Source organism: Bosea sp. ANAM02, from assembly GCF_011764485.1.
GTDB lineage: Bacteria > Pseudomonadota > Alphaproteobacteria > Rhizobiales > Beijerinckiaceae > Allobosea.
The window spans coordinates 1,489,400-1,511,989 of record NZ_AP022848.1 but is presented as its reverse complement, the minus strand read 5'-3'; the positions used below and the strand labels follow the sequence as shown (position 1 = coordinate 1,511,989).

Annotated in this window: 18 protein-coding genes; 12 read left to right on the top strand and 6 right to left on the bottom strand. The window is 67.3% G+C overall.

All coding sequences use genetic code 11. The features are described 5' to 3' along the window. The first annotated feature begins 10 nt into the window (after positions 1-10). Genes OCUBac02_RS07275 through OCUBac02_RS07265 form a run of 3 tightly spaced genes read left to right on the top strand, consistent with a single transcriptional unit; the run spans position 11 to position 4,283 of the window. Positions 11-1,363 (top strand): MmgE/PrpD family protein, encoded by a 1,353-nt coding sequence (locus OCUBac02_RS07275; RefSeq protein WP_173044527.1) that lies wholly within the window; start codon positions 11-13, stop codon positions 1,361-1,363. 2 nt (positions 1,364-1,365) lie between these two features. Continuing rightward, positions 1,366-2,931 (top strand): ABC transporter substrate-binding protein, encoded by a 1,566-nt coding sequence (locus OCUBac02_RS07270; RefSeq protein WP_173044526.1) that lies wholly within the window; start codon positions 1,366-1,368, stop codon positions 2,929-2,931. Between the two features lie 56 nt (positions 2,932-2,987). After that, positions 2,988-4,283: an NAD(P)/FAD-dependent oxidoreductase gene (locus OCUBac02_RS07265; protein WP_173044524.1), complete on the top strand. Its 1,296-nt coding sequence runs from the start codon at positions 2,988-2,990 to the stop codon at positions 4,281-4,283. A 228-nt stretch (positions 4,284-4,511) separates the two neighbouring features. Here OCUBac02_RS07265 and OCUBac02_RS07260 read toward each other — a convergent pair whose 3' ends face one another. Then, positions 4,512-4,988 (bottom strand): Lrp/AsnC family transcriptional regulator, encoded by a 477-nt coding sequence (locus tag OCUBac02_RS07260; RefSeq protein WP_244639190.1) that lies wholly within the window; start codon positions 4,986-4,988, stop codon positions 4,512-4,514. A 148-nt stretch (positions 4,989-5,136) separates the two neighbouring features. On the opposite strand from OCUBac02_RS07260, the gene putA reads away from it, so the two are divergent. Both putA and lhpH read left to right on the top strand, forming a co-directional pair. Beyond that, positions 5,137-8,838 (top strand): trifunctional transcriptional regulator/proline dehydrogenase/L-glutamate gamma-semialdehyde dehydrogenase, encoded by a 3,702-nt coding sequence (gene putA / locus OCUBac02_RS07255; protein WP_173044522.1) that lies wholly within the window; start codon positions 5,137-5,139, stop codon positions 8,836-8,838. A gap of 87 nt (positions 8,839-8,925) precedes the next feature. Then, positions 8,926-9,933, top strand: coding sequence for a trans-3-hydroxy-L-proline dehydratase (gene lhpH / locus OCUBac02_RS07250; RefSeq protein ID WP_173044520.1), 1,008 nt, complete (start codon positions 8,926-8,928; stop codon positions 9,931-9,933). An 11-nt stretch (positions 9,934-9,944) separates the two neighbouring features. Here lhpH and OCUBac02_RS07245 read toward each other — a convergent pair whose 3' ends face one another. Further along, a complete protein-coding gene (locus OCUBac02_RS07245) occupies positions 9,945-10,499 on the bottom strand; it encodes a LuxR C-terminal-related transcriptional regulator (RefSeq protein ID WP_173044518.1) in 555 nt (184 codons plus the stop codon). Positions 10,500-10,619: 120 nt separating this feature from the next. On the opposite strand from OCUBac02_RS07245, the gene OCUBac02_RS07240 reads away from it, so the two are divergent. Next, on the top strand, positions 10,620-11,342 hold the full coding sequence (locus OCUBac02_RS07240) for a haloacid dehalogenase type II (RefSeq protein WP_173044516.1): 723 nt from the start codon (positions 10,620-10,622) through the stop codon (positions 11,340-11,342). Positions 11,343-11,534: 192 nt separating this feature from the next. On the opposite strand, the gene OCUBac02_RS07235 is transcribed toward OCUBac02_RS07240, so the two are convergent. After that, on the bottom strand, positions 11,535-12,230 hold the full coding sequence (locus OCUBac02_RS07235; RefSeq protein WP_173044514.1) for a TetR/AcrR family transcriptional regulator: 696 nt from the start codon (positions 12,228-12,230) through the stop codon (positions 11,535-11,537). A gap of 132 nt (positions 12,231-12,362) precedes the next feature. On the opposite strand from OCUBac02_RS07235, the gene OCUBac02_RS07230 reads away from it, so the two are divergent. After that, on the top strand, positions 12,363-13,001 hold the full coding sequence (locus OCUBac02_RS07230; RefSeq protein WP_173044512.1) for an isochorismatase family protein: 639 nt from the start codon (positions 12,363-12,365) through the stop codon (positions 12,999-13,001). Between the two features lie 37 nt (positions 13,002-13,038). On the opposite strand, the gene OCUBac02_RS07225 is transcribed toward OCUBac02_RS07230, so the two are convergent. Beyond that, a complete protein-coding gene (locus OCUBac02_RS07225) occupies positions 13,039-13,929 on the bottom strand; it encodes a LysR family transcriptional regulator (RefSeq protein WP_173044510.1) in 891 nt (296 codons plus the stop codon). Positions 13,930-14,056: 127 nt separating this feature from the next. Between OCUBac02_RS07225 and OCUBac02_RS07220 the strand changes: the two genes are divergently transcribed. The 5 genes from OCUBac02_RS07220 to OCUBac02_RS07200 all read left to right on the top strand — a co-directional run bounded on the left by OCUBac02_RS07220 (position 14,057) and on the right by OCUBac02_RS07200 (position 18,944). Further along, on the top strand, positions 14,057-15,058 hold the full coding sequence (locus OCUBac02_RS07220; protein WP_173044508.1) for a hydroxyacid dehydrogenase: 1,002 nt from the start codon (positions 14,057-14,059) through the stop codon (positions 15,056-15,058). A gap of 48 nt (positions 15,059-15,106) precedes the next feature. After that, a complete protein-coding gene (locus OCUBac02_RS07215; protein WP_173044506.1) occupies positions 15,107-16,075 on the top strand; it encodes a Bug family tripartite tricarboxylate transporter substrate binding protein in 969 nt (322 codons plus the stop codon). A gap of 128 nt (positions 16,076-16,203) precedes the next feature. Continuing rightward, a complete protein-coding gene (locus OCUBac02_RS07210) occupies positions 16,204-16,659 on the top strand; it encodes a tripartite tricarboxylate transporter TctB family protein (RefSeq protein WP_173044504.1) in 456 nt (151 codons plus the stop codon). 3 nt (positions 16,660-16,662) lie between these two features. Then, positions 16,663-18,180, top strand: a complete 1,518-nt coding sequence (locus tag OCUBac02_RS07205; protein WP_173044502.1) for a tripartite tricarboxylate transporter permease — start codon at positions 16,663-16,665, stop codon at positions 18,178-18,180. Positions 18,181-18,269: 89 nt separating this feature from the next. After that, positions 18,270-18,944 carry an RraA family protein gene (locus tag OCUBac02_RS07200; RefSeq protein ID WP_173044500.1) on the top strand — a complete coding sequence of 225 codons (675 nt, stop codon included), beginning with the start codon at positions 18,270-18,272 and terminating at the stop codon, positions 18,942-18,944. A gap of 526 nt (positions 18,945-19,470) precedes the next feature. Here the strand turns inward: OCUBac02_RS07200 and pgm are convergent. Next, complete coding sequence (gene pgm, locus OCUBac02_RS07195) at positions 19,471-21,129, bottom strand: phosphoglucomutase (alpha-D-glucose-1,6-bisphosphate-dependent) (protein WP_173044498.1); 1,659 nt, start codon at positions 21,127-21,129, stop codon at positions 19,471-19,473. Between the two features lie 129 nt (positions 21,130-21,258). Continuing rightward, positions 21,259-22,530 (bottom strand): RNA polymerase sigma factor, encoded by a 1,272-nt coding sequence (locus tag OCUBac02_RS07190; protein WP_173044496.1) that lies wholly within the window; start codon positions 22,528-22,530, stop codon positions 21,259-21,261. Between the last annotated feature and the right edge of the window lie 60 nt (positions 22,531-22,590).

Genomic DNA, 22,590 nt, shown 5'->3' with positions numbered 1-22,590 from the left:
AACGCGAACCATGCACGCCATCGAGGAACTCGCCGCCTTCGTCGCCGATCACCCTGAGGGCACCCTGCCGGAAGCCGCCCGGGAAAGCGCCTCGCTTCTGGTCGCGGACCTGATCGGGGCCACAGCCGCCGGGTTGGATTCGCGGCTGGCCACGGCAGCCCGCATCGCGGCCGAACAGCTCTACGGCTCAGGCCCCGCCGGCATCTGGTTGACCGGCACCAAGCTGAGCGTCGCCGGCGCCGCCATGGCGAATGCAGCGGCGGCGAGCGCGCTCGATATCGATGACGGCCATCGCGGCGCAGCCGGCCATGCCGGGGCCGGCGTCATCCCGGCCGCCTTCGCCGTGGGCCAGGCACTCGACGCCTCCGACGAGCGCATCTTCGACGCCATCGCGCTCGGCTACGACGTCGCGCTCAGGGTCGCGACGTCGCGGCCGACGCCGACTATCGAGACCTATAGCAGCGGTCGCTGGGTCAATTACGGCGTCGCCGCTGCGGCCGGACGGCTGCTCGGACTCGACGCCCCGGCGCTCGCCCATGCCATGGCGATCGCCGGCGCCGAAGGCCCGATCAGCTATCCGATGGGCACCTCGAAATACCAGGGCAGCACGGTGAAGGAGGTCATTCCGCCGGCCGTCGTCGCCGGCCTGACCGGCGCCTACCGGGCGCGGGCCGGCGCCACCGGCCCGCGCGACCTGCTCGACCGCGACGACCGCTTCACCCGCGGCGTGCTGACCGGCGGGCTCGGAGCGCGCTGGTGGCTGCAGGATTGCTACCTCAAGCCTTATGCCTGCTGCCGCTACATGCATGCGGCGGTCGATGCGATCCTGGCGCTGCGCGAGCTCGGCAGGCCGATCCTGTCGCTGCGCATCGAGACCTTCCCGCGCGGTCTCGGACTCGCCAACGAGCGCGCGCCGCAGACGCTCGAAGGCGGGCAATACAGCTATTATTTCAGTTGCGCGCTCGCGGCGATCCATGGCGCCGCCGCCTTGCAGCCGGTCGACCCCGCCCATCTCCACGACCCGCAGGTGCTCGAACTCGCAGGCCGGATCGAGCTCTCCGCCCATGACGATTTCGCTGCCGCTTTTCCGAAGAGCACGCCCTGCCGCGTCGTCATCGACCAGGGCGACGGCCCGCGCAGCCTGACGGTGCCCTACCCGCTCGGCGACGTCGCCAACCCGATGAACCGCGCACAGGTTACCGAGAAATTCCGGCGCATCGGCTCCGCGACGGTACAGCCCGACTGGCAGGATGCGATCCTGGTTGCGCTCGACGGGCTCACGACGGCCGGCTTCCGGCCTCTTTTCGCCGCGCTCGGCACCCAGCCGGCGCGGCTGCGACTGGTTTCAACAGGGGAAGGCTAACAATGAAAAGCACAGCTTCGACCAGGGCCGGACTTCTCGCCGGCATCCTCGGCTTCGGCCTCATGACATCGCTCCCGGCCTTGGCCGCGAAGACCGAGCTCACCTTGGGCGCCGCGGCCGTCGATGTCGGCACGCTCGATCCGCACTACGCCAGCAGTACCTCGGACCGCATCCTCTCCGCCTGGATCTTCGGCGGGCTCGTCCGCTTCGCCCCCGGCTCGACCGATCCGGCCACGATCGAGGCCGATCTCGCCGAAAGCTGGCAGGCGAGCGACGACCGCCTCGTCTGGACCTTCAAGCTGCGCCCCGGCGTGAAATGGCAGCACGGCTATGGCGACGTCACGGCCGACGACGTCGTCTTCAGCCTCGACAAGGCGCGCGATCCCAAGCGCTCGGCCTTCGCCAGCGACTATGCCGCCTTCCAGAAGGTCGAGGCGGTGGATCCGCAGACGGTGCGCATCACGCTGTCGAACCGCGTGCCGAGCCTGCTCGGCCTGCTCACCAACTATGCCGGCGGCTTCATCATCTCGAAGAAGGCCTTCGAGGAGCGCGGCGAGAACTTCCGGCGCAGTCCGGTCGGCTTCGGCCCGTTCGAACTGGATGTGATCACCCCCGGCCAGGCCGTGACCTTCAAGGCCAATGACGCCTATTTCCGCGGCAAGCCCAAGCTCACCAAGATCACCTATCGCTTTCTCAACAACAGCGCCGCGCGGGACCTCGCCTTCGTCGCAGGCGAGGTCGATGCCGCGACCGGCCTCGCCGACCAGCGCTGGCTGCAGCGCACCATGTCCAATCCAGGCGTGGTCGTCGACAGCTTCGACCCGGCCGAGCTGACGGTCCTCCACGTCAACGTCACCAAGCCGCCCTTCGACAACATCAAGGTCCGCCAGGCGCTCGCCCATGCGATCGACGCGGGCAAGATCGCCCAGTATCGCGGCCCGCGCTTCACCCGCGCCGGCAAATCGGCGATCCCTTCGAACAATCTCGGCTTCAACGAGAACGCCGGCGTGCTGCCGCCGGACCCGGCCATGGCCAAGAAGCTGCTGGCCGAGGCCGGCTTCCCCAACGGCCTGACCGTGACCATGCTCGCCAGCCAGTTGCCGAGCCTGGAATCGACCGCCCAGATCATCCAGGGCCAGGTCGCGGATGGCGGCATCACGCTCAATCTTCAGCCGGTCGAGCACGCCACCTGGCACCAGATGATCCGCAAGGATCTGAGCCCGCTCGTCATGTACGGCGCCGCGCGCTTTCCGATCGCGGATAATTACCTGACGCAGTTCTACCACTCGAAGAGCGCGATCGGGCAGCCCGGCCAAGTGACCAACTTCAGCCATTGCGATATCGCCGACAAGCAGATCGAGGCGGCCCGCGGCGAGACCGACGCCAAGAAGCAGATCGCTCTCTGGCAGGAAGCGCAGAAGCTGATCATCACCAATATCTGCGCGATCCCGATCACCGAGACCGGGCAGGTCTGGGCGCGCCGCGAAAAGCTCAATTGGGGCTTCGACCTCAAGGGTTCGATGTCGCTCGGCCCGCTCGTGACAGAGCAGACGCATTTCGTCGACTGACACCGCTCATCGGCCGCGCCCCCGGGGCGCGGCCTTCCTCCATACCCGACAAAGCCATGTCCAAGCTGACCTATCCGAAATACGCCAATACCTGCGGCTGGAACACGATGCTTCCCCCGCGCACGCCACGCGCCCCGCTGGGCGAAGACATCACCGTCGACTATGCCGTCGTCGGCGCCGGCTATACCGGCGTCGCGGCAGCCCGGCGCCTGCAGGAGCTCGACCCGCAGGCGCGTATCGCCCTGATCGAGGCGACGACGGTCGGCGAAGGCTCCTCCGCGCGTAATTCCGGGTTCACCACGCCCGACGTGCTGCCGCGCACCGCCTCGATGGAAATGGCGGACAAGGCCCGCAACCAGAGCCGCCTCTTCACCGAGGCCTTCGACTGGCTGCTTGGCATCATCCGCGACAACGATATCGCCTGCGACATGCAGAAGGTCGGCTCGATCCGCGCCGCCGCGACCGAGGAAGGCGAAGCCTCCTTGCGCAAGGTGGCGGAAGTGGCCCGCGCCAACAATCTGCAGCACACGATCCTCGACCGCGCCGGGATCCGCGAGCGCATCGGCGCGGACTATTACCGCTACGGCCTCCATATGCACGACACCTGGCTGCTGCAGCCGGCCGCGCTGATCCGAGGTCTCGCCGACGCACTGCCCGCGACCGTCACGCTCTACGAACAGAGCCCGGTCCGCGAGATGCGTCGGGAAAGTCCCGGCTGGCGGCTCGCCACCGAAGGCGGCAGCATCCGCTGCCGGACGGTGGTGCTGGCCAATAACGGCTTCATCCCCCGCCTCGGCTATCTGAAGTCGCGCATGGCGACGATCTTCACCTATGCCGCCGTCACCGAGGCCGTGAAGGAGAACGATATCGGGCATCTCGGCCAGTCCCCGGCCTGGGGCCTGCTGCCCTCGCACCGGCTCGGCACGACCTTGCGCCGCATCGGCCGCGACCGGCTCATGGTCCGCTCGCTCTATGCCCATGACCAGGAGATCGTGCAGGCCACCGCCGAGCGGCAGTTGCGCGACCGCTTCCATCGCCGCTGGCCGGAGCTGCGGCATGTCGATTTCGAGTTTATCTGGGGCGGAGCGACCGCCTTCACGATGAACGGCGCGCCCTGGTGGGGCAAGCTCGAGGAGGGGCTCTATGCCTCCGGCGGCTGCAACGGCAGTGGCCTCGCCAAGGGCACCATGCTCGGCCGCCGGCTCGCCGAGCTGATCCGCGGCGTCGGCGACGCCGGGGAGGTCGAGACGATCATGGGCGAGGCAAGCTGGATCGCGCCCGAACCCTTCCGCTCGATCGGCTTCCGCGTCATCTCGGCGCTGGAAAGCCGCAAGGCGGGACTGGAAGCCTAGAAGGTCTGGATAGTTGCAGGGGCTTGCGTCGTCATTCCGGGGCAGGCCTTGAGGCCTGAACCCGGAATCCAGAACCGATGCCCTTCCTCAGATAACAGGTGGCCCAACCGCGCCTTTCATAGAGACGACATGGGTTCTGGATTCCGGGCTCTTCGCTCACGCGAAGCCCCGGAATGACGGCCTGTGTCCGTGAAAGTGCCGGCATAGAAGCGACCCGCCCCCGGCGCCTCACCAGGTTTCCTTGACCGTCTCCATCGCAACATTGGTCGAGGTGTTCGCGACATGGGGCAGGTTCGAGATTTTCTCGCCCAGCACGGCCCGGTAGCGCCGGATATCCGGCGTCCTGATCTTCAGCAGGTAGTCGAAACGCCCGGCGATCATGTGGCATTCCTCGACCTCCCTGATCTTCTTGACCTCCTCGTTGAACTTCGTCAGCGCCTTTTCCGTGGTGTCGGACAGCTTCACCTCGGCAAACGCGATGTGATCGAGCTTGAGCTTCGCCGGATTGAGCGTCGCCCGGAAGCCTTCGATATAGCCGTCATCGACCAGCCGGCGGAACCGGATCTGGCAGGGCGTCTTGGACAGGCCGATCCGCGCGCCGAGCTCGGCGATCGAAATCCGGCCGTCCTCCCTGAGAACGTCGAGAATTTTACGATCCAGCGCGTCCAGATCGCCTTCGATCAGCGTTTCCTTAGGCTTCTTCACTTGCGATCTCCAAATCAGAAGTCCGAACGGACCACAGGATAGCGAAGATTGGACCGCGCGAGAATCGCGCTCGTGATAAGCTCCCGCGCAAAGAACGGGAGAGGGTTCCGCCCCCGGCCCGTCGCGTTCGAACCCGCCGGGACCCGCCATGAGCCAAGCCACCGCCGCCGCCGCCAACACCGCCACCAGCCCGGCGCCTTTCACGGGCTTCGCCCCGCCGATCCGCGAGCAGTCGGCGCTGCGCCAGGCGATCACCGCCGCCTATCGCCGGCCCGAGACGGAATGCCTTCCGCCCCTGCTGGCAGCGGCGAAGCTGGCCCCGGCGAGCAAGCAGGAAATCGCCGCGACGGGACGCAAGCTGATCGAGGCGCTGCGGGCCAAGCACAAGGGCACCGGCGTCGAGGGGCTGGTTCAGGAATATTCGCTCTCCAGCCAGGAGGGCGTGGCGCTGATGTGTCTCGCCGAGGCGCTGCTGCGCATCCCGGACACGGCGACGCGCGATGCGCTGATCCGCGACAAGATCGCCGACGGCGACTGGAAGTCCCATGTCGGCGGCGGCAAGTCGCTCTTCGTCAATGCCGCGACCTGGGGCCTCGTCGTCACCGGCAAGCTGACCTCCACCGTCAATGATCGTAGCCTCGCCGCCGCCCTGACGCGCCTCATCGCCCGTGCCGGCGAGCCGGTGATCCGCCGCGGCGTCGACATGGCGATGCGGATGATGGGCGAGCAGTTCGTCACCGGCGAGACCATCGACGAGGCGCTGAAGCGTGCCCGCCCGCTGGAGGCGCGCGGCTTCCGCTATTCCTACGACATGCTTGGCGAGGCCGCGACCACCGCCGCCGATGCCGCCCGCTACTATCGCGACTATGAGAACGCGATCCATGCGATCGGCAGGGCCGCCAACGGGCGCGGCGTCTATGAAGGCCCGGGCATCTCGATCAAGCTCTCGGCGCTGCACCCGCGCTATAGCCGCGCGCAGGCCGGCCGCGTCATGAGCGAATTGCTGCCGCTCGTGCGCGAGCTCGCGCTGATCGCCAAGTCCTACGATATCGGCCTCAACATCGATGCCGAGGAGGCCGATCGGCTGGAGCTCTCGCTCGACCTGCTGGAGGCGCTGAGCTTCGATAACGCGCTCCAGGGCTGGAACGGGCTCGGTTTCGTGGTGCAGGCTTATGGCAAGCGCTGCCCCTTCGTGCTCGACTGGATCATCGATCTCGCCCGCCGCTCCAGCCGGCGCATGATGGTGCGCCTGGTCAAGGGCGCTTATTGGGATGCCGAGATCAAGCGCGCTCAGGTCGACGGGCTCGCCGATTTCCCGGTCTATACCCGCAAAGTCCATACCGACGTCGCCTATGTCGCCTGCGCCCGCAAGCTCCTGGGCGCGCCGGACGCGATCTTTCCGCAATTCGCCACGCATAACGCCCAGACGCTGGCGACGATCCATCATCTCGCCGGCCCCGACTTCGCCGTCGGGAAGTACGAGTTCCAGTGCCTGCACGGCATGGGCGAGCCGCTCTATGACGAGGTCGTCGGCCAGGACAATCTCGACCGGCCCTGCCGCATCTACGCGCCGGTCGGCACGCATGAGACGCTGCTCGCTTATCTCGTGCGGCGCCTGCTCGAGAACGGCGCGAACTCCTCCTTCGTCAACCGCATCTCCGATCCGAAGGTGACGATCGACTCGCTCGTCGCCGACCCCGTCGATGTCGTCGAGGCGATGCCGGTCATCGGCATGCTGCACGACCAGATCGCGCTGCCGGAAAACCTCTACGGCGCCGACCGCGCCAATTCTAGGGGTATCGACCTCTCCAACGAGGCCTCCCTGGCCGAGCTCGCCGGCAATCTCGCAGCGACGGTGGGCCAGAACTGGCACGCCGTGCCGCTGCTGGCGGACAACTCCACCGCAGGCACGACGCGGCCGATCCTGAACCCGGCCGATCATTCCGACGTCGTCGGGCAGGTCACCGAGCTTGCGGTCGAGGACGCCGCCAGGATCGCTGGCCTCGCTGCCGAGGGCGGCAAGGCCTGGGCCGCCGTGCCCCCGGCCGAGCGCGCCGCCTGCCTCGACCGCGCCGCCGACATCATGCAGGCGCGCATCGAGACGCTGATGGGCATCGCCATGCGCGAGGCCGGCAAGTCGGCCGCCAATGCGATCAGCGAGGTGCGCGAGGCCATCGACTTCCTGCGCTACTATGCCGACCAGGCGCGCAAGACGCTCGGTCCGGCCCATGCGCCGCTGGGGCCGATCGTCTGCATCAGCCCATGGAACTTCCCGCTGGCGATCTTCACCGGCCAGGTCGCGGCGGCGCTCGTCGCCGGCAATGCGGTGATGGCCAAGCCCGCCGGCGTCACGCCGATCATCGCGCATGAGAGCGTCAGGATCCTGCACGAGGCCGGCGTCCCGCGCGGCGCGCTGCAGTTCACGCCCGGCAGCGGACGTTTCGGTGCGGCGATGATCGCGGCACCGGAGACGGCGGGCGTGATGTTCACCGGCTCGACCGAGGTCGCGCGCGGCATCCAGGCCCAGCTTGCCGAGCGTCTCTCGGCCGAGGGCAAGCCGATCCCGCTGATCGCCGAGACCGGCGGCCAGAATGGCATGATCGTCGATTCCTCGGCTCTGGCCGAGCAGGTCGTCGCCGACGTCATCGCCTCGGCCTTCGACAGCGCCGGCCAGCGCTGCTCAGCGCTCCGCGTGCTCTGCCTGCAGCAGGACATCGCCGACCGCACGCTGCACATGCTGCAGGGCGCGCTCAAGGAACTCACCATCGGCCGCACCGACAGGCTCAGCGTCGACATCGGCCCGGTGATCAGCGAGGGCGCTAGAGCCGAGATCGACGAGCATGTCGCACGCATGCGCAGCCTCGGCCGCAAGGTCGAGCAGCTCCCGCTGCCGGATGCCGCGGCGAAGGGCACTTTCGTGCCGCCGACCATCGTCGAGCTGAAGAGCCTCTCCGACCTGAAGCGTGAGGTCTTCGGCCCCGTGCTCCATGTCATCCGCTATCAGCGCGACGATCTCGACAAGCTGATCGACGAGGTCAATGGCTCCGGCTACGGCCTGACCTTCGGCCTGCATACGCGGCTCGACGAGACGATCGCCCATGTCACCAGCCGCATCAAGGCGGGCAATCTCTACGTGAACCGCAACATCATCGGCGCGGTGGTCGGCGTGCAGCCGTTCGGCGGGCGCGGGCTGTCGGGCACCGGGCCGAAGGCGGGCGGGCCGCTCTATATCGGCCGGCTCGTGCGCAAGGCGCCGATCCCGCCGCAGCACAGCTCGATCCATACCGATCCGGCCGTGCTCGAATATGCCGCCTGGCTCGCGGGCAAGGGGCTGAACGCCGAAGCGAGCACCGCGCGCGAGATCGGCGGCCATTCGGCGCTCGGGCTCGCCGTCGAGCTGGCCGGCCCGGTCGGCGAGCGCAATCTCTACGCGCTGCATCCGCGCGGTCGCATCCTGCTCGTGCCGCAGACCGAAGCCGGCCTCTACCGGCAGGTCGCGGCAGCGCTGGCGACGGGCAACCAGCTCGTCATCGACGCAGCTTCCGGGCTGAAGGGTGCACTGTCGGGCCTGCCGGCTGCGGTCGAAGCCCGCGTGAGCTGGACCTCGGACTGGGAGGCCGACGGCCCGTTCTCGGGTGCGCTGGTCGAGGGCGACACCCGGCGGATCGCCGAGGTCAACCGCCGCATCGCCCGGCTCTCCGGCCCGCTCGTGCTGGTCCAGGCGGCGAGCACGGAGGAGCTGACGCGCGATCCCGACGCCTATTGCCTGAACTGGCTGCTGGAGGAGGTCTCGACCTCGATCAACACCACGGCGGCCGGCGGCAATGCCAGCCTGATGACCATCGGCTAAAGCGCCGATGCCTGGTCGGGCGCTGTCTTGCGGATGGCGCCCGAACCTGCTCAAGGCTGTGCCGCAACATGGGCATCAGGGGGAACGATGCAGGCCGATCGCGTCATCCAGACCGTCGAGGTTCATACCGGCGGCGAGCCGTTCCGCATCGTGACCAGTGGTTTGCCGCGCCTGCCCGGCCGGACCATCGTTCAGCGGCGCGACTGGGTGAAGCACAATATCGACGAGATCCGGCAGGCACTGATCTTCGAGCCGCGCGGCCATGCCGACATGTACGCGGGATACCTGACCGAGCCCGTCTCGTCCGAGGCCGATTTCGGGGTCATCTTCGTCCATAACGAAGGCTACAGCGACCATTGCGGCCATGGCGTCATCGCGCTCGCAACCGCGGCCGTCGAGCTCGGCTGGGTCAGGCGCACGGAGCTTGAGACGCGCGTCGGCATCGACGCGCCCTGCGGCTTCATCGAAGCCTTCGTCACCTGGGACGGGAAGCGCGCCGCCAGCGTGCGCTTCGTCAACGTGCCGTCCTATCTCGTCCATCGCGATGTCGGCGTCGAGACGCCGAGCTTCGGCAAGGTCACCGGCGACATCGCCTTCGGCGGCGCCTTCTATTTCTACACGGATGGCCGGCCCTTCGGCCTCGCGATCCGCCGGGAGAATGCCGAGGCGCTGATCCGCTTCGGCGCCGAGGTGAAGATCGCCGCCAACCAGGCCTTCCCGGTCGTGCATCCGGAGATCCCGGAACTGAACCATATCTACGGCACGATCATCGACGGCGATCCGCTCGACCCCAAGGCGACGCAGGCCAATTGCTGCATCTTCGCCGACCGGCAGCTCGACCGCTCTCCGACCGGCTCCGGCACGGCCGGACGCACCGCCCTGCTCCACGCCAAGGGGCTGCTGAAGCCCGGCGATCTCCTGGTCAACGAATCCATCGTCGGCTCGATCATGACCGGGCGGGTGCTGCAGGAGACCAAGCTCGGGGAGATCGACGCGATCATCCCGGAAGTCTCGGGCAGCGCGCATCTCTGCGGCCAGGCGACCTGGTTCATTGACCGCGACGACCCGCTGCGGCACGGCTTCCTGCTGCGCTAGAACGTGCTGGATCAGCCGCTTAACAGCAATTCGATCAGCCGCTTCGTGCTGCTGACGTTATATTTCCTGAGCAGCCGGGCGCGGTAGATGTCGACGGTGCGCGGGCTGATGCTCAGGGCCTTGGCGACCTCCTTGCCCGTCTTGCCGTCGATCAGCAGCGCGGCCACGTCGCGCTCGCGCGCGGTCAGGGATGTCCGCAGCGACTGCCCGGCTGGCCGGGCCTGCCCGAGCTCGGAGAACACCCATAGCGCCTGGCCATGGGCATCCTCCGGCGTCTGGGTGGAACCGCTGACCCGGACCCAGAACAGGCTGCCATCGAGCCGCCGCATCACGCGGTCGTCGGCATAGCTGGGCTCGCTGGACAGGCGCGCGCCGACGCGCTTGCCGGCCTCCTCGTAATCGGCCTGTGTCGGGTAAAGCCGCTCGAAGCTCTGGCCCACCAGGTCCTCCAGCGTGCCGCCGAACATCCGCGCGAAGGCGTGGTTGCAGGCCAGGATGACGCGGTTGCGGCCGATGGCAAGACCGACCGGGGCATTCTCGAAGGCCAGCCGGAAATCGACATCCATCGCCGATCGCTCCCTCCGCCGCTTGCACGCCGGCGAACCGGCCGGACACTTAAGTGTCCGATACCTATAGGATTAGGCGTTGAGCTCACCTAGCTTTCCTTGAAAGACAGGAACGGACCGATGAAGCTGACCGATTTCAAAGCCCTGACCTTCGATTGCTACGGCACGCTGATCGATTGGGAGACCGGCATGTTCGAGGGGCTGAAGCCGCTCACCGGCCGGCTCGCCACGCCGCCCACGCGTGATCAGGTACTGGAGGCGCATGCGCGTCATGAATCGTCGCAGCAATTGCAGACGCCGGCGCGGCTCTACCGGGACCTGCTGGCGATCGTCTACAAGCGCCTCGCCGAGGAGTGGGGCCTCACCATCTCCTGGGACGAGTGCGTCGCCTATGGGCAATCGGTCAAGAACTGGCCGGCCTTCCCGGATTCCGCCGAGGCGCTCCAGTATCTCAAACAGCACTACAAGCTGGTGATCCTGTCTAACGTTGACAACGAGAGCTTCGCCGCCAGCAATGCGAAGCTCCAGGTCGCCTTCGACGCGATCTACACGGCCGAGGATATCGGCTCCTACAAACCTTCGGAGCGCAATTTCGACTACATGCTCCGCAACCTGGAGACACTCGGCATCCGCAAGGACGAGGTCCTGCACACCGCCGAGAGCATGTTCCACGACCATAGCCCGGCGAACCGACACGGCCTGGCCTCCTGCTGGATCTACCGCCGCCACGACAAGGACGGCTTCGGCGCGACCATGCATCCGGGCGACATGCCGAGATACGATTTCCGCTTCAACAGCATGGCCGATCTGGCGAGAGCCCATCGGGAAGCGCTCGGCGGCTGACCAGCCCCGTCAGCCGGCACGCAAGCTGCACAGAGCCTGTTCAACAACTCCCTGAGCCCTCATCCTGAGGAGCCATTCCCCTGGGAATGGCATCTCGAAGGATGTTTCAGGAGGCTCGGAAGCCCGCTGGAACATCCTTCGAGACGCCGCTGTCGCGGCTCCTCAGGATGAGGGCTATTTCCAAACGGGCTCTCAGCGCTCCTGCCCGGCGGCAGCATCGCCCCGCGCACGAAACCGGGGGCCGCAGAACATCGCGTCCCCGGCGCCACCCGCGACGATCTGCGGCAGCAGCGCCTTCCAGACCTCGATCATATCCGTGAAATAGCCGGGGTCCTGCCGCAGCACCGTCTGCACGCCCATGCCGCGCACCAGGCAGACCGTCAGGTTCAGGATGATGCGCGCCTCGCGGGGCGTGCGCTTCTCCGGATTGCAGAACTCCACCCAGGTCGCATCGAGCGCCTCGTGGAAGCGCTTCACGACCGGGATCATCCGATCGCGCAGTTCGGCATCGTTGCGCGCCTCGGTGATCATCTCCAGCGAGAGGTAGAAGAAGCGCCCGGAGAACAGCTCCCATAGGAAGTCGACGAAGCCTTCGAGGGAGAGTTCGCCCTTCTGTACGCGCCGGGCGACGGCGCGGATGTCGGCGGTGCCGTCGTCGAGCAGGCGCTCCATCGCCGCCAGGATGATGTCCGCCCGGGCCGGGAAATGGTAGAGCAGCGCCCCGCGCGATACCTGCGCACGCTCGGCGATCTCCTGCGTCGTCGCCGCGTGGTAGCCGACGGCGTGGATGACATCGAGCGTCGCACCGATCAGCCGCTCATAGGTCGCGACGCTGCGCGCCTGCTGCCGGCGCTCGGAGCGCGAGGCCTGCGTCGTCTCGGCCTCCATCGACCCACACCCCTTCCCCACGGCCTCATACCGGCTAAAGGCCTCAGCCAAATAAAAACAATCTTGCCTGATTTTTTCAAGAGAATACCGTGCCTGGATCGCGACGCGAACGCGCGTAAGGAGGGAAAAGCCATGGCGGATGACGACTACAAGAACAGGAGCTACGGCGAGATTCCGGTCGGCTTCGGCATGAAGCCGGGCATCGTCGTCGTCGATTTCCAGACCGGCTTCACCGACGCGCGATACCCGCTCGGCGGGGCGCCGCTCGTCATGCGCGCCGTCGAGAACACCGCGAAGCTGCTCGAAGTCGCGCGCCGCTACAACGTGCCGGTCGCGAATTGCAACACGGCCTATATGAGCGAGCGCGAGATGCCGTACTGGAAGATCACCGCCGTGCGGGACACCTTTCGCCACGACCATCCCAGCTCGGCTTTCGACCCGCGCATCTACGATCCCGACTACGACCTGACGATCTGCAAGAAGGCGCCGTCGATCTTCTTCAACACCGGCGTCAGCGACTATTTCAACAAGGAGCGCGTCGACACGGTGATCGTCACCGGCTGCAACACCTCGGGCTGCATCCGCGCCACTTCGATCGACAGCTTCAGCTATCGCTACCGCACCATCGTGCCCGAGGACTGCGTCGGCGATATCGAGGAGCAGCCGCATCGCGACAATCTCCGCGATCTCGGCCGCCGCTATGTCGACGTCTCCGATCTCAAGACCGTCCTTGCCTATCTGGAGGACTGGCACCGGCAGAACGCCGCCTGATCCCGCATCTGGGCCGCACTTGCTTCGCCCTGCGGGGCTAGAGCGGCCCGAGATCGCGCACGATCAGGTTGTAGAGCGCCTGCGCGGCCGGGGTCAGGGTTTCGCCGCGCCGCCGGATCAGCGAGACCGGCCGGTCGACGATCGGGTCGACCAGCGGGATCTGTGCGAGATCGGGCCGCAGGTTCTCGACGAGCGATTCCACCAGGATAGCGATGCCCAGCCCTTCCGAGGCCAGCCCGATCGCGCTGGAGAAATACTCGACCACGAACTTGGTCTTCACCTCGATGCCCGAGCGCGAGAGCTGCGCCTCCATCAACAGCCGGTTGCCGCTGCTGCCGCCGAGCGTGATCAGGTCATGGCCGGCGAGGTCCGCCCAGGCGATGGTCTCGCGCCCCGCCAGCGGATGGTCGTTGCGGCAATAGACGACGAAGGGATCGCGGACCAGGATCTCGTTGTGCAGGTCCTGCTGGGTCGGCGGCTGAACATGCAGGCCGAACTCGGCCTGGCGCCGGCGCACCGCCTCGATGACGAGCGTGCTGGTCCGGTCGAGGATCTCGACGCGGTTGTTCGGGTGCCGCGTCGCATAGCTGCGCAGGATGCGCGGCAGGCGCCCATACATCAGCGAGGGGACCGAGGCGATCGTGATGTCGCCGGTCGAGAAGCGCGACATCGTCTTCAGCCGCTCGAACGAGCGGTCGACGGCATCGACCATGCGCTGGGCTTCCGGCAGAAACTCGCGGCCGATGCTGGTCAGCGCGACGGTGCGGGTCGTCCGGTCGATCAGCTTGAGACCGACATGAGTTTCGAGCCGCTGGATACGCCGCGTCAGGCCGGTCTGCGTGACATGCAGCTTCTCGGCCGCCTTGTTGAAGCTGCCGAGCTCCGCGATCTGGATGAAGGCCTCGATGCCGTCGATCGGATGTTTCATGATAAAATATCATTGATATATGTCATTATTTCAGCATACGAGCATGGCTCCGCTGGTCAATAGTGTTCCCGAAAGGCGCCCAACCGCTGCGAAGCGGGATGCGAGGCGGCGATGAGGAAACGCAGAGATGACCGATACCAGTGCCCGCACCCGCGGCAGGCGCGTGCTCGTCACGCATGACCGCTTGGCCGACAACGCCATCGAGCTTCTCAACGCGCATGACGTCGACGTCTTCTTCTCGCCCGCCTATGCGCCGAGCGAGCAGGTGGCCGCGCGTGCCGCCGATCTCCAGGTCGATGCGCTGATCGTCCGCCAGGGCCGTGTCGACGAGGCGATCATCGCCGCCTCGCCCCGCCTCAAGGTCATCGCCAAGCACGGCGTCGGCGTCGACAACATCGACCTGCAGGCAGCCGCCGCGCGCGATATCCCGGTCATCCGCGCCATGGGCTCGAACTCGCGCGCCGTCGCCGAGCATACCATCGCGCTCGCCCTCACTCTGCTGAAGGACATCCCGCGCCTCGACGCCGCCGTGAAGGCCGGCACCTGGCCGAAGCCGAGCTTCATCGGGCGCGACATCGCCGGCACCGTGATCGGCCTCGTCGGCTTCGGTTCGATCGGCCAGCACGTCGCGCGGATGGCGCAGGGGCTCGGCATGACCGTCCTGCTGCACGACCCCCATGCCCGCGTGGCGATCGCGCAGTTCGGTGGGGATTGCGAACGCGATCTCGACAGCCTCGTCGCGGAAGCCGACATCGTCAGCCTGCATTGCCCATTGACCAACGCCACGCGCGATCTGCTGGACGCGCGCCGCTTCGGCCTGATGAAGCCCAATGCTCTCGTCGTGAACACGGCGCGCGGCGCCCTGATCGACGAGGCGGCCCTGGCCGCCGCGCTACTCGAAGGCCGCATCGCCGGCGCGGGCCTTGACAGCTTCGCGGTCGAGCCGCCGGCTCCGGACAGCCCGCTCTGGGCGCTGCCAAACCTGATCGCCACCCCGCATATCGCCGGCGTGACCGCGGGATCGGCCAAGACCATGGCCGAGATCGCCGCCCGGCACGTCATCGCCGTGCTCGACGGCGAGGAGCCGGATGCGGCCAGCCTCGCGAGGTTGACCGAACTCGCAGCCTAAGATCCGGACCAGATACCGGACGACCATAAGCAAACGGGAGGAAAGACCATGAAGATCGTCTACAAGGCGTTCGCCGCACTGGCTCTGTCGGCGCTCGCGACGGCCGCGTCGGCACAGCAATATCCGGAGAAGCCGATCCGCCTCGTCATTCCGTTTCCGCCGGGCGGCGGCACGGATGTCGTGGCGCGCGTCATCGCCCAGAAGCTCGGCGAGAGCACGGGCTGGACGCTGGTGGCCGACAACAAGCCGGGCAGCGGCGGCAGCGTCGGCCTGAGCCTTGCCGGCAAGGCGGCGCCGGACGGCTATACCGTGGTGCTCGCGCAGAACGCCAACCTCGTCATCAACCCGATCCTCGGCAAGGCCAATTACGACCCGATCAAGGATTTCGCGCCGATCGGCCTCGTCGCCTCCGCACCGCAGGTTCTGGTCGTCGCCAAGGACTCGCCGCTGAAGACGGTCGAGGATCTGCTCGCCGCCGCCAAGGCCAAGGACGGCAAGCTCACCTTCGCCTCGCCGGGCGTCGGGACCAGCTCGCATCTGGCCGGCGAGCTCATTCAGCAGATCGCCGGGGTCAAGTTCCGCCACGTTCCCTACAAGGGCGCCGCCCAGGCCCTGCCGGACCTGCTCGGCGGGCGCGTCGAGATCTACATCTCGTCGGTGCCCTCCGCGATGGTGCAGATCAGGGAAGGCACGCTGCGCCCGATCGCGGTGTTCGCGAAGAAGCGCGATGCCGATCTGCCGGATGTGCCGACCTTCGAGGAAAAGGGGCTGAAGAATTCCGAGGCCGTGACCTGGTGGGGCCTGGCGGCGCCGGCGGGCGTGCCCGCGCCGATCGTCGCGCGCATCAACACCGAGCTCAACAAGGTACTGCAGCAGTCCGACACCAAGGCCAAGCTGCGCTCGGCCGGCGCCGAGGCGCTCGGCGGCAGCAGCGAGGAGTTCGCTGCGCTGATCAAGTCCGACGTGCCGAAATGGACCGCGGTCATCAAGGCGGCCGACGTGAAGGTCGCCGACTGAGCCGATGACGCTGGCCGGGAGACCGCGCCTGAAGGCGGCGGACTTCCGGCACAGCGGATGCCCATCCTGAAAGCCTGTGTCCCGGCGGTGCCACGTCGCGCCGCCCGGCATCACGTCGGATATCGGCCATGAAAACCAGCATCTTCAAGAACCAGGACGCGCTTGCCGGTCTGCTGTTCATGGGGCTCGGCGCACTCGGCTTCGCGATCGCGCTCGGCTACAAGTTCGGCACCACGATCGACATGGGCCCGGGCTATTTCCCGCGCATCCTCAGCCTCGTCCTGATCGGCTTCGGCATCGTCACCTTCCTCAAGGGGTTACGCACCTGCATGCCGGTCGAAGGCGGCTGGGCCTGGCTGCCGCTCCTGCTGCTCAGCGCCTCGCTCCTGGTCTTCGGCTTCCTGCTCGAGCGTGTCGGCCTCGTGCCGGCGCTCTTCGCCCTGTTCTTCGTCGCGGCCCGTGCCGGCCATGAGTTCAAGGCGCTGGAGGTGCTCGTCCTGACCGCGGTGATGTCGCTTTTCGCCGCCGCCGTCTTCGTGTGGGGGCTGAAGCTGCCCTACCCCCTCTTCGCCTGGAACCTCTGAGCCATGGAGATCATCGATCACTTCGTGCTCGGCTTCGGCGTCGCCCTGTCGCTGCAGAATCTGGCCTATTGCTTCCTCGGCGTGCTGCTCGGCACCCTGATCGGCGTGCTGCCGGGCGTCGGCCCGCTGGTGACGATCTCGATGCTGCTGCCGATCACCTTCGGCCTGCCGCCGGTTTCCGCCGTCATCATGCTCGCCGGGATCTATTACGGCGCGCAATATGGCGGCTCGACCACGGCGATCCTGGTCAACCTGCCCGGCGAGACCTCGTCGGCCGTGACCTGCCTCGACGGCTACCAGATGGCGCGCAAGGGCCGGGCCGGTGCCGCGCTGGCCATCGCCGCCCTGTCTTCCTTCGTCGCCGGCTGCATCGGCACGCTCCTGATCGTCGCGCTCGGCGTGCCGCTCGCCTCCTGGGCGCTGCGCTTCGGTGCCGAGGATTATTTCGCCCTGATGGTGCTCGGTCTCATCGCCGCCTCGGTGCTGAGCCATGGCGACATGGTCAAGGCGCTCGCCATGGTCGTGGTCGGCCTGCTGATCGGCCTCGTCGGCACGGATGTGAACTCCGGCGTCGAGCGCTACACTTTCGGCCTGCCGGAACTGGCCGACGGCATCGGCTTCACCGTGCTCGCGGTCGGTATGTTCGCGATCTCCGAGGTCGTGCTCAACCTGGAGCAGAAGGAAGCGCGCGAGGTCTTCACGAAAAACGTCGGCGGCCTGATGCCGAGCTTGAGCGATCTCAAGGCCTCGTTCCTGCCGACCGTGCGCGGCACCGCCATCGGCGCGTTCTTCGGCATCCTGCCCGGCACCGGCCCCTCGATCTCCTCCTTCTCCTCCTACATGCTGGAGAAGAAGCTGGCGAAGGACCCGTCCCGCTTCGGCCAGGGCGCGATCGAGGGCGTCGCCGCGCCGGAAGCCGCCAACAATGCGGCCGCGCAGACCGCCTTCATCCCGACGCTCACGCTCGGCATCCCCGGCAGCGCCACCATGGCGCTGATCCTCGGCGCGCTGATCATGAACGGCGTCCAGCCCGGCCCCTCCGTGATGACGCGCAATCCCGAACTGTTCTGGGGCGTCATCGCCAGCATGTTCGTCGGCAATGCCCTGCTCGTCGCATTGAACCTGCCGCTGGTCGGTCTCTGGGTGCGTCTTCTCAGCATCCCCTATCGCTGGCTGTTCCCGGCGATCGTGATGTTCTGCGCGCTCGGCAATTACAGCCTGAACAACAGCGCGATCGACGTCTATCTCTGCGCGGCGATCGGCGTGCTCGGCTATGTGCTGGCCAAGCTGAAATGCCCGCCGGCCCCGCTGGTGCTGGGCTACGTGCTCGGCCCGATGATGGAAGAAAACATCCGCCGGGCCTTGCTCCTCTCGGAAGGCGATCTCTCGATCTTCGTCAGGAGCCCGATCAGCCTGACCTTCCTCATCCTCTCGCTGCTGCTGCTCGTCAGCATGGCCCTGCCTGCCATCCGCCGCGGCAAGGCCCGTGTCGACAAGGAGGAGGAAGCCGGCGCGACCTGAGCGCGCCGGCCCGCTTCAGCCCCTTCGCAGACCAGTCACTCCTCCAGCCGCTGCGCCGCCCGGTTTGCCGCGATAACCAAGGACGTCCCATGATCGGATTTCGCATCCTCAAGCGCCGCCGCCAGGTCGCCCCAGACCTCGTCGAGCGTTTCCGTACGGTCCCAGTCGCCAATGTCAGCGATTCGATGTCGCGCATGACCGCCGGCGGCGCGTCGTTGCGGCCGATGCATCGCGGCGGCGTCATGGCCGGCCCGGCGCTCACCGTGAAGACGCGCCCGGGCGACAACCTCATGATCCACAAGGCGCTCGACCTCGCTGCGCCCGGCGACGTCGTCGTCGTCGATGGCGGCGGCGAGCTCACCAATGCCCTGATCGGCGAATTGATGATCGCCCATGCCCGCACGCGCGGCCTCGCCGGCATCGTGCTCCACGGTGCCGTGCGCGACTCCGCCTGGATCCGCGAGAACGACCTGCCGATCTATGCCGCCGGCATCAGCCATCGCGGCCCCTACAAGGATGGTCCCGGCGAGATCAACGTCCCGATCGCGATCGAGGGCATGGTGATCGAGCCCGGCGATCTCGTCATCGGCGACGATGACGGCATTCTCTGCGTGCCCTTCGATCATGCCGAGGCGATCCATGCCGCCGCCCACAAGAAGCATGCGATGGAAGAGAAGAAGATGCAGGCGATCGAGCAGGGCAAGGACGATCGGAGCTGGATCGACGCCACGCTGACCCGCCTGGGCTGCGCCATCGAGGGCTGACGCGGCATGGGCCGGCCGCGACGGGGATTGCCGGCCGGCCTCCTTCCCGCGGGGGGCAACGCGTCGGGACAACGGGCTCGTCTCGCAAGCCGACGGCCCGTCACGACGCAGGGCGAATCAGTTCGGCACCTCGGCCCAGGGGCTGCCGGGCTCCCGCCCCCGCCCCTCAACATATTGGCATCACAAGGAAATATCCCTGCGCTTGCCGCACGAAAAAGCTCAGTTATGCTGCCGAAAAATAAGATTTCGGGAGGGACGATGCTGATCTGGTCGATGATCGTCTGGCTGGCCTGCGCCGCTATCTTTCTTGAACTTGTCGAACGCGCTCCGGCCATCGACGGCTAGAGCATTTTCGAGCGAAGTGGACCCCGGTTCGCGCGAAGACAATGCATTGAAACAAACGCCTGGAGCAATTTCGCAGTTCGGGGGAACTGCGGAATTGCTCCAGGCGTCGCTTCTGCTCGTTCGGCAAGGCGCCGGCGGACAGGCCGGCGGTATGTCTGTTCCGCACCGGCCTCGTTGACATTCAGGACGCTCCGGCCGCCGCGAAGGCCAGCCCGACGATCTTGCGCGCGTCCTCCTGGATCGCGGCGAGATGGGCATCGTCCCGGAAGCTCTCCGCGTAGATCTTGTAGACCTCCTCAGTGCCCGACGGGCGCGCCGCGAACCAGCCATCGGCTGCCGTGACCTTGACGCCGCCGATCGGCGCGCCATTCCCAGGTGCCTTGCTCAGGATCGCCGTGATCGGCTGGCCGGCAAGTTCCTTCGTCGCGATCTGCTCGGCCGACAGGTTCTTGAGCACGGCCTTCTGGCTGGCACTTGCCGGTGCGTCGACGCGCGCATAACGCGGCTCGCCCAGCTCGGCCGTGAGCTTTCCATAGAGCACGCCAGGGTCGCTGCCGGTCTTAGCGGTGATCTCGGCGGCAAGCAGGCCGAGGATGATGCCGTCCTTGTCGGTGGTCCAGGCCGTGCCGTCCATGCGCAGGAAGGAGGCTCCGGCGCTTTCCTCGCCGGCGAAGCCGAAGCCGCCCGAGATCAGCCCGTCGACGAACCATTTGAAGCCGACCGGCACCTCGACGAGCTTCCGCCCGAGCTTCGCCGCGACGCGATCGATGATCGCGCTCGACACCGCCGTCTTGCCGATCGCCGCATCCGCGCGCCAGCCCGGCCGGTTGGCGAAGAGATAGGCGCTTGCCGCCGCGAGATAATGGTTAGGGTTCATCAGCCCGCTGCTGCGCGTCACGATGCCGTGCCGGTCGGCGTCGGTATCGTTGGCGAAGGCGACGTCGAAACGGTCGCGCATGCCGATCAGGCTCGCCATGGCATAGGGCGAAGAGCAATCCATCCGGATCTTGCCGTCCCAGTCCGCGGTCATGAAGCCGAAGGCCGGATCGACCTCCTTGCTGACGATCGTCGCGCTCAGGCCATAACGGTCGATGATCGGCTGGTAATAGTCGAGCCCGGCCCCGCCGAGCGGGTCGATCCCGATCACGACGCCCGCCTGGCGGATCGCCTCCATGTCGACGACGCTGGCGAGATCCGAGACATAGCCGGTGATGTAGTCGTGCCGATGGACATGCTCGCTCTTCAGCGCCTTGTCGTAGGGCATGCGCAAGACCCCGGCGAGCTTGTCGGCGAGGAAGGCGTTGGCGCGCTTCTCGATCCAGCCGGTCGCGTCGGTATCGGCCGGCCCGCCATGCGGGGGATTGTATTTCAGGCCACCATCGGCCGGCGGGTTATGAGAGGGCGAAATGACGACGCCATCGGCGAGCCCAGCCGTCCGGCCGCGATTATGCGCGATGATGGCATGCGAGATCACCGGGGTCGGCGTGAAGCCGAGCTTCTCGTCGATGATCGTGGCGACGCCGTTGGCCGCGAAGACCTCCAGCACCGTCTCGAAGGCATTCCGCGAGAGCGCATGCGTGTCGATGCCCAGGAAGAGCGGCCCGTCGATCCCCTGCTCGCGGCGATAGAGGCAGAGCGCCTGCGCGATCGCGAGGATATGCGCCTCGTTGAACGAGCGCAGCAGCGCCGAGCCGCGATGGCCGGAGGTGCCGAAGGCGACCTGCTGCGAACGCTGCGAGGGGTCGGGCTGCTCGTAATAGGCTTTGGTGAGGGCCGCCACATCGACGAGTTGGCCGGGCTCGAGCCGCTTGCCGGCCAGGGGACTCACGGTATCGCTCATGTAGGCTCTCATTCCAGGCAAGTCGGGATGCGACGTCCCTTATAGACGCCGGCATGAACAGAGTTGCAACGGAATGCGACAGGTTCGCGGCACCGGGACCCCAAGGCGAACGGGCTGGCGGACGTCAGGTCAGGCGCAGGCAGAGCGTTCCGCGGCGGCCCTGTCCTCCATCAACCGCCTTTCCTTGACGTTCTGTGTCAACGCAACCGCAGCTTCGAATGCCTCTGCCGCCTCCCGATGGCGGCCGAGCTTGGCGAGCAGGTCGCCGCGCACGCCCGGCAGCAGGTGGTAGCGCTTGAGCGCCGGCTCGCCGGCCAGCGCCTCGACAAGGGCGAGCCCGGCTTCCGGCCCGTCCGCCATGCTGACGGCCACCGCGCGGTTGAGCGCCACGACCGGAGACGGCGTCAGGTGCCCGAGCAGTGTGTAGAGCGCGACGATCCGCTTCCAGTCGGTCTCCTCGGCGGTCCGGGCGCGCGCATGACAGGCCGCCAGGGCCGCCTGCAGCAGATAGGGACCGGGCGCCACACCGGCGAGCCTTTGCGCGTGCTCCAATGCCGCAAGCCCGCGCCCGATCAGCAGGCGATCCCAGCGGGCCCGGTTCTGGTCGAGCAGCAGGATCGGCTCGCCATCGGCGCCGACGCGCGCCCGAAGCCGCGAGGCCTGCAATTCCATCAGCGCGACGAGGCCATGGACCTCCGGCTCCTGCGGTGCCCGCGCCGCCAGGATGCGCCCGAGCCGCAGCGCCTCCTCGCAAAGCGACGGCCTGACCCAGTCCTCGCCGGCCGTGGCGGAATAGCCTTCGTTGAAGATCAGGTAGACGACCTCCAGCACCGAGGCGAGACGCGCGCCGAGCTCGGCACCGGCCGGTACCTCATAGGGCACCTTGGCCTCGCTCAGCGTCTTCTTCGCGCGCACGATGCGCTGCGCCATGGTCGGCTCCGGCACGAGGAAGGCGCGCGCGATCTCGTCGGTCGTCAGGCCGCCGAGCAGGCGCAGCGTCAGCGCGATCCGCGCCTCCTTCGGCAGGACCGGATGGCAGGCCGTGAAGATCAGGCGCAGCAGGTCATCGCCGACCTCGTCGTCGAGCGCCTCGTCGATATCCGGCATCGCCGGCCCTTCATTGTCGATATCGCGCCCGATCTCGTCCTGCTTGCGCCGGGCCATGATTTCGTGACGGGCGGTGTCGAGCGCGCGGTGCTTGGCGACCTGCATCAGCCAGGCGGCCGGATTGCGCGGAACGCCCTCCGCGGGCCACTGCTTCAGCGCCGCGACCAGCGCGTCCTGCGCCAGCTCCTCGGCCCGGCCGACATCGCGGGTCAGCCGCGCGAGCCCGGCGATCAGCCGGGGCGCCTCCATGCGCCAAACCGTCTCGATGGTGCGGTGTGCATCGCTGCCCGACATGGGAAGCGATACACACCATCAGCCCATCGGCTGGCAAGGGGCGCGGGTGAGGCGACGACC